This is a genomic window from Pseudomonas sp. RV120224-01b, from assembly GCF_003208145.1.
Lineage (GTDB): Bacteria > Pseudomonadota > Gammaproteobacteria > Pseudomonadales > Pseudomonadaceae > Aquipseudomonas > Aquipseudomonas monteilii.
Map to the genome: position 1 here is coordinate 115,246 of NZ_QKMQ01000010.1, position 14,149 is coordinate 129,394.

At 61.9% G+C, this 14,149-nt stretch carries 18 protein-coding genes; 8 read left to right on the forward strand and 10 right to left on the reverse strand.

Annotated features, from left to right (window positions below):
- Positions 1-2 precede the first annotated feature (2 nt).
- Both N436_RS16885 and tldD read left to right on the forward strand, forming a co-directional pair.
- Positions 3-854: a carbon-nitrogen hydrolase family protein gene (locus N436_RS16885; RefSeq protein WP_105946937.1), complete on the forward strand. Its 852-nt coding sequence runs from the start codon at positions 3-5 to the stop codon at positions 852-854.
- A gap of 2 nt (positions 855-856) precedes the next feature.
- Positions 857-2,296: a metalloprotease TldD gene (gene tldD / locus N436_RS16890; protein WP_012270646.1), complete on the forward strand. Its 1,440-nt coding sequence runs from the start codon at positions 857-859 to the stop codon at positions 2,294-2,296.
- Between the two features lie 35 nt (positions 2,297-2,331).
- Here tldD and yjgA read toward each other — a convergent pair whose 3' ends face one another.
- The gene (yjgA, locus tag N436_RS16895) at positions 2,332-2,853 is read right to left on the reverse strand and encodes a ribosome biogenesis factor YjgA (protein ID WP_016713148.1); all 522 of its coding nucleotides are present in this window, start codon (positions 2,851-2,853) and stop codon (positions 2,332-2,334) included.
- A 108-nt stretch (positions 2,854-2,961) separates the two neighbouring features.
- On the opposite strand from yjgA, the gene pmbA reads away from it, so the two are divergent.
- The 6 genes from pmbA to N436_RS16925 all read left to right on the forward strand — a co-directional run bounded on the left by pmbA (position 2,962) and on the right by N436_RS16925 (position 8,213).
- Entirely contained in the window at positions 2,962-4,308 is a 1,347-nt protein-coding gene (gene pmbA, locus N436_RS16900) for a metalloprotease PmbA (protein WP_019099450.1), read from the forward strand.
- A gap of 127 nt (positions 4,309-4,435) precedes the next feature.
- A complete protein-coding gene (locus N436_RS16905; RefSeq protein WP_051096590.1) occupies positions 4,436-4,837 on the forward strand; it encodes a hypothetical protein in 402 nt (133 codons plus the stop codon).
- Entirely contained in the window at positions 4,830-6,206 is a 1,377-nt protein-coding gene (locus N436_RS16910) for a lyase family protein (RefSeq protein ID WP_110741590.1), read from the forward strand. The genes N436_RS16905 and N436_RS16910 overlap by 8 nt, the downstream gene beginning before the upstream one ends.
- Positions 6,207-6,233: 27 nt before the next feature.
- Complete coding sequence (locus N436_RS16915; protein ID WP_105946934.1) at positions 6,234-6,695, forward strand: hypothetical protein; 462 nt, start codon at positions 6,234-6,236, stop codon at positions 6,693-6,695.
- Between the two features lies 1 nt (position 6,696).
- A complete protein-coding gene (locus tag N436_RS16920; protein WP_105946933.1) occupies positions 6,697-7,308 on the forward strand; it encodes a superoxide dismutase in 612 nt (203 codons plus the stop codon).
- A gap of 11 nt (positions 7,309-7,319) precedes the next feature.
- Positions 7,320-8,213 carry a ZIP family metal transporter gene (locus tag N436_RS16925; protein WP_105946932.1) on the forward strand — a complete coding sequence of 298 codons (894 nt, stop codon included), beginning with the start codon at positions 7,320-7,322 and terminating at the stop codon, positions 8,211-8,213.
- A gap of 36 nt (positions 8,214-8,249) precedes the next feature.
- Here the strand turns inward: N436_RS16925 and N436_RS16930 are convergent, their stop codons facing one another.
- The 9 genes from N436_RS16930 to lptC all read right to left on the reverse strand — a co-directional run bounded on the left by N436_RS16930 (position 8,250) and on the right by lptC (position 14,148).
- A complete protein-coding gene (locus N436_RS16930) occupies positions 8,250-8,570 on the reverse strand; it encodes a helix-turn-helix domain-containing protein (RefSeq protein ID WP_110741591.1) in 321 nt (106 codons plus the stop codon).
- A gap of 83 nt (positions 8,571-8,653) precedes the next feature.
- Complete coding sequence (locus N436_RS16935; protein ID WP_016713141.1) at positions 8,654-8,926, reverse strand: HPr family phosphocarrier protein; 273 nt, start codon at positions 8,924-8,926, stop codon at positions 8,654-8,656.
- A 20-nt stretch (positions 8,927-8,946) separates the two neighbouring features.
- A complete protein-coding gene (rapZ, locus tag N436_RS16940; protein WP_105946929.1) occupies positions 8,947-9,801 on the reverse strand; it encodes an RNase adapter RapZ in 855 nt (284 codons plus the stop codon).
- Positions 9,802-9,803: 2 nt separating this feature from the next.
- Positions 9,804-10,268: a PTS IIA-like nitrogen regulatory protein PtsN gene (ptsN, locus tag N436_RS16945; protein WP_105946928.1), complete on the reverse strand. Its 465-nt coding sequence runs from the start codon at positions 10,266-10,268 to the stop codon at positions 9,804-9,806.
- Positions 10,269-10,280: 12 nt separating this feature from the next.
- Positions 10,281-10,589 (reverse strand): ribosome hibernation-promoting factor, HPF/YfiA family, encoded by a 309-nt coding sequence (gene hpf, locus N436_RS16950; protein WP_003255135.1) that lies wholly within the window; start codon positions 10,587-10,589, stop codon positions 10,281-10,283.
- 79 nt (positions 10,590-10,668) lie between these two features.
- Positions 10,669-12,162, reverse strand: coding sequence for an RNA polymerase factor sigma-54 (locus N436_RS16955; RefSeq protein WP_110741592.1), 1,494 nt, complete (start codon positions 12,160-12,162; stop codon positions 10,669-10,671).
- Positions 12,163-12,338: 176 nt separating this feature from the next.
- Positions 12,339-13,064, reverse strand: a complete 726-nt coding sequence (gene lptB, locus N436_RS16960) for an LPS export ABC transporter ATP-binding protein (RefSeq protein ID WP_012270657.1) — start codon at positions 13,062-13,064, stop codon at positions 12,339-12,341.
- Complete coding sequence (gene lptA, locus N436_RS16965) at positions 13,065-13,589, reverse strand: lipopolysaccharide transport periplasmic protein LptA (RefSeq protein ID WP_012270658.1); 525 nt, start codon at positions 13,587-13,589, stop codon at positions 13,065-13,067. It abuts the gene before it with no gap.
- Positions 13,576-14,148 carry an LPS export ABC transporter periplasmic protein LptC gene (gene lptC, locus N436_RS16970; protein ID WP_019099457.1) on the reverse strand — a complete coding sequence of 191 codons (573 nt, stop codon included), beginning with the start codon at positions 14,146-14,148 and terminating at the stop codon, positions 13,576-13,578. Before lptC ends, lptA begins: the two co-directional genes overlap by 14 nt.
- Position 14,149: the final 1 nt, after the last annotated feature.

Consider the following 14,149-nt stretch of genomic DNA (forward strand, 5'->3'; position numbering starts at 1 on the left):
CCATGAAGGCAGCGGTAATCCAGATGGTCAGCCAGGACGATGTGCTGGCCAACCTGCAACGTGCCGGTGCCCTGTTGGAGCAGGCCGCGTTGGGCGGCGCGCGGCTGGCGGTGCTGCCAGAAAATTTCGCTGCAATGGGCCGTAAGGATGCCGCTGCCATCGGCCGTGCCGAAGCGTTGGGCGAAGGGCCGATCCTGCCATGGTTGAAACGCACCGCCCGTGACCTCAAGTTATGGATTGTTGCCGGTACCTTGCCCTTGCCACCGGTCGGCCAGCCCGAGGCCAAGGCCCATGCCTGCTCGCTGTTGATCGATGAACACGGCGAGGTGGCGGCACGTTATGACAAGCTGCACCTGTTTGACGTGGATGTAGCCGACAACCGTGGCCGTTACCGTGAGTCGGACGACTACGCCCATGGCGCTCAGGTGGTGGTGGCTGATACGCCGGTCGGGCGGCTGGGGTTGAGCGTGTGCTACGACTTGCGCTTCCCCGAGCTGTACAGCGCACTGCGTGCTGCCGGCGCGGAGCTGATCACTGCGCCGGCTGCCTTTACGGCAGTGACAGGCGCGGCCCATTGGGAGGTACTGGTACGCGCCCGAGCCATCGAGACCCAGTGCTACCTGCTGGCTGCGGCGCAGGGAGGCACCCACCCAGGCCCACGGGAAACCCATGGGCATGCGGCGATTGTCGACCCTTGGGGGCGCATCGTTGCAGAACAGGCGCAAGGCGAAGCGGTACTGCTTGCCGAGCGCGACATTGAAGAACAAGCGTCCATTCGGGCGCGCATGCCGGTGGTATCGCACCGGCGCTTTTTCTCGCAGGGCGCGTTGCGGCCTGCGCACACCGCGGAGTGACTATGAGCCAGATGTTATCCACCGTCAGTGAGCAGCTCCTGGCCCCAGGCGGCTTGACCCTGGACAGCCTGCAGAGCGTGCTGGGTGAATTGGCTGGCCCCGGCATCGACGCCGCCGACCTGTATTTCCAGGGCCAGATCTCGGAAACCTGGGCGCTGGAAGACGGCATCGTCAAAGAGGGCAGTTTCAACCTCGACCAGGGCGTGGGCGTGCGTGCCCAGTCCGGTGAAAAGACCGGGTTCGCCTACAGCAATGCAATCAACCTCGAGGCGTTGACCTCGGCGGCGCGCGCCGCCCGTTCCATTTCCCGTGCCGGTCAAAACGGCACGGTTCAGGCCTTCCGCAGCCAGGAAGTCACTGCCCTGTATGCGGCAGACAACCCGCTGGATGTACTGAGCCGTGCCGAAAAGGTCGAGCTGCTCAAGCGTGTCGATGCCGCCACCCGTGCCCTGGACCCGCGAATTCAGCAGGTCAGTGTGAGCATGGCCGGGGTCTGGGAGCGTATCCTGATTGCGGCGGCTGATGGCAGCCTGGCTGCCGACGTGCGCCCGCTGGTGCGCTTCAACGTCAGCGTCATCGTCGAGCAGAACGGCCGCCGCGAACGCGGCGGGCAGGGCGGTGGCGGGCGTACCGACTACCGCTTCTTCACTGAAGAGCGGGTGATGGGCTATGCCCGTGAAGCGCTGCGTCAGGCCTTGGTGAACCTGGAAGCGATTCCGGCTCCGGCCGGTACCTTGCCGGTGGTGTTAGGTTCGGGCTGGTCGGGTGTGCTGTTGCACGAGGCTGTCGGCCATGGCCTGGAAGGTGACTTCAACCGCAAGGGCAGTTCGGCTTTCAGCGGCCGTATCGGCGAGAAAGTGGCATCGAGCCTGTGCACCATCGTTGACGATGGCACGCTCGAGGGCCGCCGTGGTTCGCTGAGCGTCGACGACGAAGGTACCCCGACCGAGTGCACCACGTTGATCGAGAACGGGGTGCTCAAGGGCTACATGCAGGACAAGCTGAACGCACGCCTGATGGGCATGGCGGTGACCGGCAACGGGCGCCGCGAATCCTACGCACACCTGCCGATGCCACGCATGACCAATACCTACATGCGGGCTGGCGAAAGCGACCCGCAGGAAATCATCGCATCGGTGAAAAAAGGGATCTACTGCGCCAATCTGGGCGGCGGCCAGGTGGACATCACCAGCGGCAAGTTCGTGTTCTCGACCAGTGAGGCCTACCTGATCGAAGACGGCAAGATTACTGCACCTGTAAAAGGCGCAACCCTGATCGGCAATGGTCCTGAGGCGATGAGCCGGGTGTCGATGGTCGGTAACGACCTGGCGCTGGACAGCGGAGTGGGCACATGCGGCAAGGACGGGCAGTCGGTGCCGGTGGGGGTAGGGCAGCCTACCTTGAAACTGGATGCGATTACCGTGGGCGGTACCGGGGCGTGATGGCTTTTGGGGGCCGCAAAGCGGCCCCCAAGGGTTCAGCGCAACCCGCGCTGCAACTCGTCGAGGTCGCGGATGTACTTGAACACCTTGCGCGCAGCGGCAGGTGGCTTGTTCCGGGCCTTTTCGTGTTGAGCATGGCGCACCAGCGAACGCATTTGCTGGCGATCGGTTTCGGGGTACTCGTTGACGAAACGCTCGAGGTCTTCGTCGTTACCGTCGATCAGCCGGTCACGCCAGCGCTCCAGGTTGTGGAATCGCTCGTTGTACTGGCGAGTCGAGCTGTCCATCTGTTCGAGCAAGGCGTGGATGGCGTCCAGGTCCTGCACGCGCATCAGCTTGCCGACGAACGACATGTGGCGCTTACGGGCGCCATGAGCGGTGTGCTTGCTGGCTTCAGCCAGTGCTTTGCGCAGCTCGTCGGTCAACGGCAGGCGTGCCAGGGTATCGGCCTTGAGTGTGGTCAGGCGCTCGCCAAGTTCGACCAGCGCATGCAGTTCGCGCTTGATCTGGGTTTTGCTTTTTTCGCCGTCGAAGGCGTCGTCGTTTGAATCAACCATGGTGGCAGTCCGCTAGAAATCGCCGCCATGATAACCAGTCGGGGGCCGCTTGTCCGGCCCGGTCGTAGAATGACCCTCGCCGAACGCAGAATTTGAGTGGAGAGAACCATGAGTGCAGTCCAGAGCGTAGGTCCGAAAGACCTGCCAGCATTGCAGGAGCAGGTCGAGGCAATCATCGCCGAGGCGCGCCGCCAGGGGGCCAGTGCCTGCGAAGTGGCCGTGTCGCTGGAGCAGGGCCTGTCCACCACGGTACGCCAGCGTGAGGTCGAGACCGTCGAGTTCAATCGCGACCAGGGTTTTGGCATTACCCTCTACGTTGGCCAGCGCAAAGGTTCGGCCAGCACTTCGGCCAGTGGCCCGGACGCGATCCGCGAAACCGTCGCTGCGGCGTTGGCCATTGCCAAGCATACTTCCGAGGACGAATGCTCTGGCCTGGCGGACGCCGCGTTGATGGCCCGGGACATCCCGGACCTGGACCTGTATCACGACTGGGACATTGAACCCGAGAAGGCCATCGAGATGGCCCTGGCCTGTGAGGCTGCGGCGTTCGATGCCGACCCGCGCATCCTCAATGCCGACGGCACCACCCTCAATACCCACCAGGGCTGCCGTGTGTATGGCAACAGCCATGGCTTCATCGGGGGCTACGCGTCGACCCGGCACAGCCTGAGTTGCGTCATGATCGCCGAAGGCGACGGGCAGATGCAGCGCGACTACTGGTATGACGTAAACCGCCAGGGCAACCTGCTCGCCGATCCGCGCAGTATCGGTGTACGCGCTGCCCAGCGCGCCGCCAGCCGCCTGGGCGCGCGCCCGGTGCCCACTTGCGAAGTGCCGGTGCTGTTTTCCGCCGAGCTGGCCGGCGGCCTGTTCGGCAGCTTCCTCTCGGCCATTTCCGGCGGCAATCTTTACCGCAAATCGTCGTTCCTTGAAGGGACCATTGGCCAGCGCCTGTTCCCCTCCTGGCTAACCCTCGACGAGCGCCCGCACATTCCGCGAGCGCTGGGCAGCGCCGCATTCGATGGTGACGGCCTGGCCACCTATGCCAAGCCGTTCGTCGACAAAGGCGAGCTGGTGTCGTACCTGCTGGGCACGTATTCCGGGCGCAAGCTGGGCTTGCCAAGTACCGCCAACGCCGGTGGCGTGCACAACCTGTACGTCAGCCATGGTGTCGAAGACCAGGCAGCACTGATCCGCCGCATGGGCCGTGGCCTGCTGGTCACCGAGCTGATGGGGCATGGCCTGAACATGGTGACCGGGGATTATTCCCGAGGTGCGGCAGGGTTCTGGGTTGAGAACGGCGAGATCCAGCACGCGGTGCAGGAAGTGACCATTGCCGGCAATATGAAGGACATGTTCCAGCAAATTGTCGCGATCGGGAGTGATCTCGAAACCCGTAGCAACATTCACACGGGTTCTGTGCTGATCGAGCGAATGACTGTAGCGGGTAGCTAATTCGTTCCAGATACCTTGGCAAATCAGAAGACCCGGCCCTGTGCCGGGTTTTTTGTTTCATCACCTTTTTCTTGAAGTGATTCTGTTTATCACTTAATAATGAATATCATTATCCAGTAACCCGGCGATGATGTTCATGAAACCCGTCCTCCGCGAACTGCCCTACCTGGAAAACTGGCGCTGGCTCAGCCGGCGCATCCGCTGTGCGCTTGAACCCGACGAGCCGCGCCTGATCGAGCATTACCTGGCCGAGGGCCGCTACCTGGTGTGCTGCACCGAAACCTCGCCATGGACGGTGGCACTGACCTCCTTCCGCCTGTTACTGGATACCGCCTGCGACCGCATGCTGCCCTGGCATTGGCGCTGTCTGTGCCTGGACCAGGCCTGGCGCCCCTTGCTGGACCTGCGCAATCTCGATCGCCAGGAACAGAACCAGCGCTGGCAGCCCTACGCCCTGCAGTTGGCCAATTGCCGCCTGCTGCCGTCGATTTCTCCCGATGAACTGATGCAAGGATTTGATGATGAGTGATACCCGTATCGAGCGTGACAGCATGGGCGAACTGCAGGTGCCGGTCCAGGCCCTGTACGGTGCCCAGACCCAGCGCGCGGTCGACAACTTCCCGGTCAGCGGCCAGCGCATGCCGGCCCAGTTCATTCGCGCGCTGTTGCTGGCCAAGGCGGCTGCCGCCAAGGCCAACGTCGAGCTGGAGCAATTGTCTGCCGCGCAGGGCAATGCCATCGTCAAGGCGGTCGAGCAACTGCTGGCCGAGGATTTCATCCAGCACTTCCCGGTGGATGTGTTCCAGACCGGTTCCGGCACCAGCTCGAACATGAACGCCAACGAGGTGATTGCCACCCTGGCCAGCCGTGTACTGGGTGATGCGGTGAACGCCAACGACCACGTCAACTGTGGCCAGAGCAGCAACGACATCATCCCGACGACCATTCACGTCAGTGCTGCACTGGCCCTGCACGAACAACTGCTTCCGGCCCTGAGCCACCTGGTGCAGGTGATCGAGAGCAAGTCGGTGCAGGTGCATCAGTACGTGAAAACCGGCCGTACCCACTTGATGGACGCCATGCCGGTGCGCATGAGCCAGGTGCTGGATGGCTGGGCCGCGCAGATCAACGCTGCCAAGGCGCACATCGAGGCGACCCTGCCGAGCTTGCAGGCGCTGGCCCAAGGTGGCACGGCCGTGGGGACCGGCATCAACGCCCACCCACAGTTCGCGGCCGGTTTCGCCCGCCAGCTCAGCGGCCTGACCCAGGTCGAGTTCGCCCCGGGCCAGAACCTGTTCGCCCTGATCGGTTCGCAAGACACTGCCGTGGCGCTGTCTGGCCAGCTCAAGACCACTGCCGTGGCGCTGATGAAGATCGCCAACGACCTGCGCTGGATGAACTCCGGCCCGCTCGCCGGCCTGGGCGAAATCGAGCTGCAAGGCCTGCAACCGGGCTCTTCGATCATGCCTGGCAAGGTCAATCCGGTGATTCCTGAGGCCACCGCCATGGTGGCTGCCCAAGTGATCGGCAACGACGCCACCATCGCTGTCGCTGGCCAGTCCGGCAACTTCGAGCTGAACGTGATGCTGCCGGTGATCGCCCGCAACCTGCTGGAAAGCATCGAGCTGATGGCCAACGTCAGCCGTCTGCTGGCCGACAAGGCCATCGCCACGTTCAAGGTCAACGAGGGCAAGCTCAAGGAAGCCCTGGCGCGCAACCCGATTCTGGTCACTGCGCTGAACCCGATTATCGGCTACCTCAAGGCTGCCGAAATCGCCAAGACCGCCTACAAGCAGGGCCGCCCGATCATCGACGTGGCGTTGGAACACACCGACCTGTCGCGCGACCAGCTGGAAGCACTGCTGGACCCGGAAAAACTTACCGCTGGCGGTATCTGACACTGCGTCACCGCTCAGGAGACAACCATGCAGCACTGGAAACGCACTACGGAAACCGCCAACCGCCTGTTCGAACAAGGCGAGCTGGTCGACGCCCGGGAACACTACCTGCAAGCCCTGGCGCTGGCACAGGTGCTGTTCGAGCGCTGGCATGACGTCGACGAAGCGGTGGCTGCATTCGTCATCGCCCATCACAACCTGGCCGACCTGCACCTGCGCCTCAACCAGCCGCACGAGAGCGCCGACTACCTGTGTGCCGCTCACCAGCGGCTGCTGCAGGCCAGCCAGGAGGCGCGTTTACCCCAGGCGCTGCGTGACGCAGCCCTGCGTCACAGTGGACGCACCTACACCGAGCTGCTGAGTTTTATCGCCGAATACGGCCAGTACCCACGTACCGAGCGTCTGCTCAACCGCCACGGCACCGGGGCCAGCGAGCTCGCTGCCCAGCCAGACGTGGCGCCCAGAACCCAAGCCTACGGAATTCACTGACATGCCGCATACCTTGCCTGCTTTGCCCTACGCCTACGATGCGCTGGAGCCGCACATCGACGCGCAGACCATGGAAATTCACCACACCAAGCACCACCAGACCTACGTCAACGGCCTCAATGCCGCCATCGAAGGCACCGAATGGGCCGAATGGCCTGTGGAAAAGCTGGTTGGTGCAGTCAAGCAACTGCCGGAAAACCTGCGTGGCGCTGTGACCAACCATGGCGGGGGGCACGCCAACCATAGCCTGTTCTGGACGGTGATGTCGCCGCAAGGTGGTGGTGAGCCACACGGCCAGCTGGCGCAGGCCATCACCTCGCAACTGGGTGGTTTCGATGCCTTCAAGGAGGCGTTCACCAAGGCTGCGCTGACCCGCTTTGGCAGCGGCTGGGCCTGGCTCAGCGTAACGCCGCAGAAAACCCTGGTGGTCGAGAGCAGTGGCAACCAGGACAGCCCGCTGATGCACGGCAACACGCCAATCCTCGGCCTGGACGTGTGGGAGCATGCCTACTACCTGAAGTATCAGAACCGTCGTCCGGAATACATCGGTGCCTTCTACAACGTGATTGACTGGGCCGAAGTGGAACGCCGTTACCTCGAAGCCCTTAAGTGAGTCGGACCGGTATGCGCTCTGAGGTGATGTCTGTCAGCAGTGTGCGCCTGTTTCGGCTGGCGCTTGGGACTTTGCTTTTGCTGGCTGGCACCGCGCTGCTAGTGGCGCGTGGCCTTGCCTGGCTGGACCTGGAGCCGCGCATGTTGCGTGCGCTGGAGGGCGGCGCATTATGCGCCCTGGGGACGGCGCTGGGCGCGGTACCGGTACTGGTCATTCGCAACATGCCGGTGGCCTTGGCCGATACGCTGCTGGGCTTCGGCGCTGGCGTAATGCTGGCGGCCACCGCGTTTTCCCTGATCATTCCGGGGCTGGACGCCGCTCAATCCATCGGTTTCAGCCCTTGGGGCGCGGGTGGCCTGATCAGCTTTGGCCTGATGTTCGGTGCGCTGTGCCTGTTTCTGGTTGACCTCAAGGTGTCAGGTGCCTCGCCGGAAGCACTGGTCGGCACCGGCAATCAGCCAGTGATTGCTGCGCGCATCTGGCTGTTTGTCATCGCGATCATCGCGCACAACATTCCCGAAGGCATGGCGATTGGCGTATCGGCCGGTGGTGGCATGGCCGACGCCGACAGCCTGGCCATGGGCATCGCCTTGCAAGATGTGCCTGAGGGGCTGGTGATTGCGCTGGTGCTGGCAGGGGCGGGCATGCCGCGCTTCAAAGCCTTCCTGATCGGTGCTGCTTCTGGGCTGGTCGAGCCGGTAGCCGCAGTGATCTGTGCCTGGTTGGTGAACATCGCCGAACTGCTGCTGCCGCTCGGCCTGGCCTGTGCGGCGGGGGCCATGCTGCTGGTGGTTACGCAGGAAATCATCCCGGAATCACGCAGCAACGGCCATCATCGCCTGGCCAGCCTGGGGTTGTGCATCGGGTTCTGCCTGATGATGGTGATGGATACCGCCATGTCATGAATCGCTTCAGGGGCGCCTGCTTACTGCGGGCGCCTTTCAGGCGAAAATAACTTCAATTCGCCCTTCACGACGAGAGCGGGGGGCTGGCTTCACCACTATCTGAACATCGCGCCCTAGTCGCGCCAGGCAATCGATCATCTTGTTTTCGCTGATACCGCGAAACTTGCCCCTCATCATCTCGGATATCTTGGGTTGAGGTAAGCCAAGTACTGCTGCGGCCTGCACTTGAGTGAGGTGACGCGCCTTGATGATGCTGCAGATTTTGCTGGCAAGCTGAGCTTTTATCAGCATCTCATTGGCGTCGGCGCTGTTGAGGTCGGCGTACACGTTACCGCTGCTTGCTTCGATCTCAGTCATTTGTTCCTCTCATACCTATATAGGTATAAACACAATCGCGGCCGATTGCATCCTGACAATTGACAGGAGATGTTGCGGGTGGCTTATTCGCCTTCGTCGAAGAAGTTGTTGATCAGCTCGACCAGCGCATCCATGGCGTCGTTGTCCTGCTCACCCTCGGTAAGCAGGTGAACCTGTGTGCCTTTGCCGGCCGCCAGCATCATCACCGCCATGATGCTCTTGCCATCCACCAGCTTGTCCGGCGCACGGCCAACCCGTACCTGGCAGGGGAAGCGGCCGGCCACGCCGACGAACTTGGCTGCCGCCCGGGCATGCAGGCCCAGCTTGTTGATGATGGTGATTTCGCGGGCGGGCATCGTGGGGCGGATCCTTGGGCTTAGAGGTCGCGGTGGCGGACCTGGACGTTTTTCAGGGATTGCTGCAGCAACTGGCCAAGGCGTTCGGTGATGTAGACCGAGCGGTGGTGGCCGCCGGTGCAGCCGATAGCAATGGTGACGTAGGCGCGGTTGCTGGCGGCGAAGCGGGGTAGCCACTTGAGCAAGTAGCTGGAAATGTCATTGAACATGTCCTCTACGTCTGGCTGTGCGGCCAGGTAGTCGGCGACCGGTTGATCAAGGCCGGAGTGCTCACGCAGCTCGGGTTTCCAGTAGGGGTTGGGCAGGCAGCGTACATCGAACACCAGGTCGGCATCGACTGGCATGCCGCGCTTGAAACCAAACGACTCGACCAAAAAGGCTGTGCCGGGCTCGGGCTGGTTGAGCAGGCGCAACTTGATCGAATCCCGTAGTTGGTACAGGTTGAGGCTGGTGGTGTCGATCTTCAGGTCTGCCAGGTCGGCAATTGGCCCCAGCAGCTCGCTCTCCACGCGAATGGCTTCTGCCAGCGAACGGTTGGCATTGGTCAGTGGATGGCGACGGCGGGTTTCCGAGAAGCGCTTGAGCAGCATGTCTTCGTCGGCATCCAGGAACAGCACGTCACACTGGATGTTCCGCGCACGGGCTTCTTCGAGTAGCTCGGGGAAGCGCGTAAGGTGGCTGGGCAGGTTGCGTGCATCGATCGACACGGCAACCTTGGGTTGCAGTAATTCCGTGTTGATCAGTGCATCCTCCGCCAACTGCGGCAGCAGCCCGGCGGGCAGGTTGTCAATGCAGTAAAAACCGTTGTCTTCCAGGACATCGAGGGCGGTGCTCTTGCCGGAGCCGGACCGGCCGCTGACAATGATCAGGCGCATGTTCAGTGCTCGTTCTGTACGTCCAGGACAACCTGGTACAGGTCCTCGTTACTGCTGGCGGCACGCAGACGATCACGGACTTCTTTGCGATCGAGCATGCTGGCAATCTGGCGCAGCAGTTCCAGATGCGCATCGGTGGCGGCTTCAGGCACCAGCAGGACGAACAGCAGGTCCACGGGCGCACCATCAATGGCGTCGTAATCGATTGGGGCTTCCAGGTGCAGCAGGGCACTGACCGGGGAGGAACAACCTTCAAGCCGACAGTGCGGGATGGCGATGCCATTGCCGAAACCGGTCGAGCCGAGTTTTTCGCGGGCGACCAGCTTTTCGAAGACGTCTTGCATCTCCAGTTCTGGCACTTGTTCGGCGATGACGGTGGCGACCTTTTCCAGGGCGCGCTTCTTGCTGCCGCCCGGCACGTTCACGAGTGAACGGCCGGGGGTCAGGATGGTTTCAAGTCGGATCATGGATGAGGGGGATCAGCGGGCAGCTGCACCTTGCAGCAGGCTTTGCTGTTTTTCCTTGTGTTTTTTCAGTTGGCGGTCGAGCTTGTCGGCCAAGGCGTCGATCGCTGCATACATGTCTTCGTGTTCGGCGTTGGCTACCACTTCGCCGCCAGGAATCTGCAGGGTCGCCTCGACCTTTTGCTGCAGCTTCTCGACTTTCATGATGACCTGCACGTTGGTGATCTTGTCGAAGTGACTTTCCACGCGGGCGAGCTTTTCAAGCACGTAATCGCGCAGTGGCTGGGTGACTTCTACATGCTGTCCACTGATATTGACTTGCATACAGCTTCTCCTTTGTTGCCCGTGCATAAAGAGGCAGGTCTTGCACCTGCCCCACAAACGCTGTGGCACATCTCAGGCGCTACATCAGTCGCTTGCGCTCGCTCGACGGTGCGATGCCGAGGGACTCGCGGTACTTGGCGACGGTGCGACGGGCTACCTGGATGCCTTGTGCCTCCAGTAAACCAGCGATCTTGCTGTCACTCAATGGCTTTTTCTGATTTTCCGCCGCAACCAGTTTTTTGATGATCGCGCGGATCGCCGTGGACGAGCATTCTCCACCTTCGGAGGTGCTGACGTGGCTGGAGAAAAAGTATTTCAGTTCGTAGATACCACGCGGTGTGTGCATGTATTTCTGCGTGGTAACCCGCGAAATGGTCGACTCGTGCATGCCCACCGCTTCTGCAATGTCATGCAACACCAGCGGCTTCATGGCTTCGTCACCATGGTCGAGGAAACCGCGCTGGTGCTCGACGATCTGTGTGGCAACCTTCATCAGGGTTTCGTTGCGGCTTTGCAGGCTCTTGATGAACCAGCGCGCTTCCTGCAACTGGTTGCGCATGAAGGTGTTGTCGGCGCTGGTATCGGCACGGCGCACGAAGCCGGCGTACTGCGGGTTGACGCGCAGGCGCGGGATAGCCTCCTGGTTCAGCTCCACCAGCCAGCGGTCGCTGTCTTTGCGCACGATGACGTCAGGCACCACGTACTCGGGCTCGCTGGACTCGATCTGCGAACCGGGGCGCGGGTTGAGGCTCTGTACCAGTTCGATCACCTGGCGCAGCTCGTCTTCCTTGATTTTCATGCGACGCATCAGCTGGCTGTAATCGCGGCTGCCGAGCAGGTCGATGAAATCGGTGACCAGGCGCTTGGCTTCGGTCATCCAGGGGGTGCTGGCAGGCAACTGGCGCAGTTGCAGCAGCAGGCATTCGCCCAGGTTGCGCGCGCCGACGCCGGCTGGCTCGAACTGCTGGATGCGGTGCAGCACCGCTTCGACCTCGTCCAGCTCGATATCCAGCTCCGGGTCGAAACCGGCGCAGATTTCCTCGAGGGTGTCTTCCAGGTAGCCCTGGCCATTGATGCTGTCGATCAGCGTGACGGCGATCAGGCGGTCGGTGTCGGACATCGGCGCCAGGTTCAGTTGCCACAGCAGGTGGCTCTGCAAGCTCTCGCCGGCTGAGGTGCGGGTGGTGAAGTCCCACTCGTCGTCATCGTTGCTTGGCAGGCTGCTGGCGCTGGTCTGGTAGATGTCTTCCCAGGCGGTATCGACCGGAAGCTCGTTGGGGATGCGCTCGCTCCACTCACCGTCTTCCAGGTTGTCGGCACTGACGGTGCTTTCCTGGAAGCTGTTGTCCTGGACTTCGGCGGTCGGCTTGTTCTCGGCGTTGTCCGCCATCGGGTCGCTGTTGTCGAAGTCGTCGCCGTCTTCCTGACGTTCGAGCATCGGGTTCGACTCCAGCGCTTCCTGGATTTCCTGTTGGAGGTCCAGGGTGGAAAGCTGGAGTAGGCGGATGGCCTGTTGCAACTGCGGTGTCATCGTCAGTTGCTGGCCCATTTTTAGGACGAGCGATGGTTTCATGGCTGGGGCTTAATACCTTGTTCGCCGGCGCGCATGCGCCATCCACTACACGAGGGCGCCGGGGCGCCAGATCAAGCAAGTTTTATGCCTTAAATTGTAGCGTTTGCCTAGAGCACTGTAACAACTTTCACCCCGGTTTCAGGGCGATTTGCCAGTACTCCAGGCATGTGCCGGGGTCAGAGCCGGAACTCGTGACCCAGGTAAACCTCTTTGACCAGATCGTTGGCCAGGATGGTCTCGGCATCGCCTTCGGCGATCAGGCGGCCATCGTTGACGATATAGGCGGTTTCGCAGATATCCAGGGTTTCGCGCACGTTGTGGTCGGTGATCAGTACACCGATACCCTTGGCCTTGAGGTGGTGGATGATCTGCTTGATGTCGCCGACCGAAATCGGGTCGACGCCAGCGAACGGTTCGTCCAGCAGGATGAACTTGGGTGCGGTTGCCAGGGCGCGGGCAATCTCGACGCGGCGGCGTTCACCACCGGACAGGCTCATGCCGAGGTTGTCGCGGATATGGCTGATGTGGAACTCCTGCAGCAGGCTTTCCAGTTCTTTGCGGCGCCCTTCGCGGTCGAGGTCCTTGCGGGTCTCGAGGATGGCCATGATGTTGTCGGCCACCGACAGCTTGCGGAAGATCGAGGCCTCCTGCGGCAGGTAGCCGATGCCGGCGCGGGCGCGGCCGTGCATGGGCTGGTGGCTGACATCGAGGTTATCGATAAGCACACGCCCCTGCTCGGCCTGGACCAGTCCGACAATCATGTAGAAGCAGGTGGTCTTGCCGGCGCCGTTGGGGCCAAGCAGGCCTACGATCTGGCCGCTGTCGATCGACAGGCTGACGTCACGTACCACCTGCCGCCCCTTGTAGCTTTTGGCCAGGTGCTGGGCTTTGAGGGTTGCCATTTACTCGGCCTTCTTCTTGGGCTGGATCACCATGTCGATACGCTGACGCGGTGTGGTCACGTTGCCACCGCGACCCGCAGTCGCCACCTGGGTCTGGGTGTTGTAGACGATTTTCTCGCCTTCGGTGGTGTTGCCCTCGTTCTCGACCTTGGCACGGTCGGTGAGGATCACCAGGTCCTTCTGCGACTGGTACTGGATGGTGACGCCCCAGCCTTTCATCTTGTCCGGCTTGGCCGCGCTCTGCTGCTGCTCGAAGTAGGCCAGGTTGCCCACCGAGGTCACCACGTCGATGTCGCCAGAGGCGGAACGGGTGATGGTCACGGTGTTGCCTTTGATCATCATCGAACCCTGGGTGATGATCACGTCGCCGGTGTAGGTGGCCACGCCTTGCTTGTCGTCCAGGTGGGCATTGTCGGCCTGGATGCGGATCGGCTGGTCACGGTCGTTCGGCAGGGCGAGGGCGCTCGCGCTTCCCAGTGCTGCGCTCAGGCTGAGCAAAAGGGGGAGGGTTTTAACGAGCCTCATACTGTCCTCTTACGTTAGAGAGCAAGTCCATCTTGCCTTCTTTCAAATACGCTTTCATTCCTTTGCCCGTAGTAGTGCCACCGGCGCCGTCGATTCTAACGGCTTGCTCGGTCTGCGCATATTGCTTCTGCGGGAACACGGTCATGCGTGAGCTGGTAATGATGGTTTCGCGCTGCTTTTCGTCAGTGCGGGCAACCCGTACCTTGTCGATCAGTTCGACCTCGGTACCGTCCGGGTTGACCTCGGCGCGGGTGCTCTGCACATGCCACGGGTATTCGGTGCCGCGGTACATGTGCAGGTCCGGCGTGGTCAGCAGGGTGATTTCACTGGCCTTGAGGTGTTCGACCTTGTCGGCGGTCATCTCGTACTGCAGTTTGCCGTCGGGCAGAAACTGCACGCTGTGGGCGTTGATCGCATAGTAGTCGATAGCGCTTTCGTCGACCTGGGCCACCGGCTTGTCGAGGAAGCTTTCCGGGCTGACATTCCAGTAGCCGATCGCCACCAGCAGGGCAGCGATCACTGCGAGCAGCGCAGCATTGCGGGCTTTCTTGCTGAACATG

What these genes read in the sequence shown, in the direction of transcription:
- N436_RS16885 (WP_105946937.1), top strand. Translation starts at nt 3, where the DNA reads ATGAAGGCAGCGGTAATCCAGATGGTCAGCCAGGACGATGTGCTGGCC.
- tldD (WP_012270646.1), top strand. Translation starts at nt 857, where the DNA reads ATGAGCCAGATGTTATCCACCGTCAGTGAGCAGCTCCTGGCCCCAGGC.
- yjgA (WP_016713148.1), bottom strand. Translation starts at nt 2,853, where the DNA reads ATGGTTGATTCAAACGACGACGCCTTCGACGGCGAAAAAAGCAAAACC.
- pmbA (WP_019099450.1), top strand. Translation starts at nt 2,962, where the DNA reads ATGAGTGCAGTCCAGAGCGTAGGTCCGAAAGACCTGCCAGCATTGCAG.
- N436_RS16905 (WP_051096590.1), top strand. Translation starts at nt 4,436, where the DNA reads ATGATGTTCATGAAACCCGTCCTCCGCGAACTGCCCTACCTGGAAAAC.
- N436_RS16910 (WP_110741590.1), top strand. Translation starts at nt 4,830, where the DNA reads ATGAGTGATACCCGTATCGAGCGTGACAGCATGGGCGAACTGCAGGTG.
- N436_RS16915 (WP_105946934.1), top strand. Translation starts at nt 6,234, where the DNA reads ATGCAGCACTGGAAACGCACTACGGAAACCGCCAACCGCCTGTTCGAA.
- N436_RS16920 (WP_105946933.1), top strand. Translation starts at nt 6,697, where the DNA reads ATGCCGCATACCTTGCCTGCTTTGCCCTACGCCTACGATGCGCTGGAG.
- N436_RS16925 (WP_105946932.1), top strand. Translation starts at nt 7,320, where the DNA reads ATGCGCTCTGAGGTGATGTCTGTCAGCAGTGTGCGCCTGTTTCGGCTG.
- N436_RS16930 (WP_110741591.1), bottom strand. Translation starts at nt 8,570, where the DNA reads ATGACTGAGATCGAAGCAAGCAGCGGTAACGTGTACGCCGACCTCAAC.
- N436_RS16935 (WP_016713141.1), bottom strand. Translation starts at nt 8,926, where the DNA reads ATGCCCGCCCGCGAAATCACCATCATCAACAAGCTGGGCCTGCATGCC.
- rapZ (WP_105946929.1), bottom strand. Translation starts at nt 9,801, where the DNA reads ATGCGCCTGATCATTGTCAGCGGCCGGTCCGGCTCCGGCAAGAGCACC.
- ptsN (WP_105946928.1), bottom strand. Translation starts at nt 10,268, where the DNA reads ATGATCCGACTTGAAACCATCCTGACCCCCGGCCGTTCACTCGTGAAC.
- hpf (WP_003255135.1), bottom strand. Translation starts at nt 10,589, where the DNA reads ATGCAAGTCAATATCAGTGGACAGCATGTAGAAGTCACCCAGCCACTG.
- N436_RS16955 (WP_110741592.1), bottom strand. Translation starts at nt 12,162, where the DNA reads ATGAAACCATCGCTCGTCCTAAAAATGGGCCAGCAACTGACGATGACA.
- lptB (WP_012270657.1), bottom strand. Translation starts at nt 13,064, where the DNA reads ATGGCAACCCTCAAAGCCCAGCACCTGGCCAAAAGCTACAAGGGGCGG.
- lptA (WP_012270658.1), bottom strand. Translation starts at nt 13,589, where the DNA reads ATGAGGCTCGTTAAAACCCTCCCCCTTTTGCTCAGCCTGAGCGCAGCA.
- lptC (WP_019099457.1), bottom strand. Translation starts at nt 14,148, where the DNA reads ATGTTCAGCAAGAAAGCCCGCAATGCTGCGCTGCTCGCAGTGATCGCT.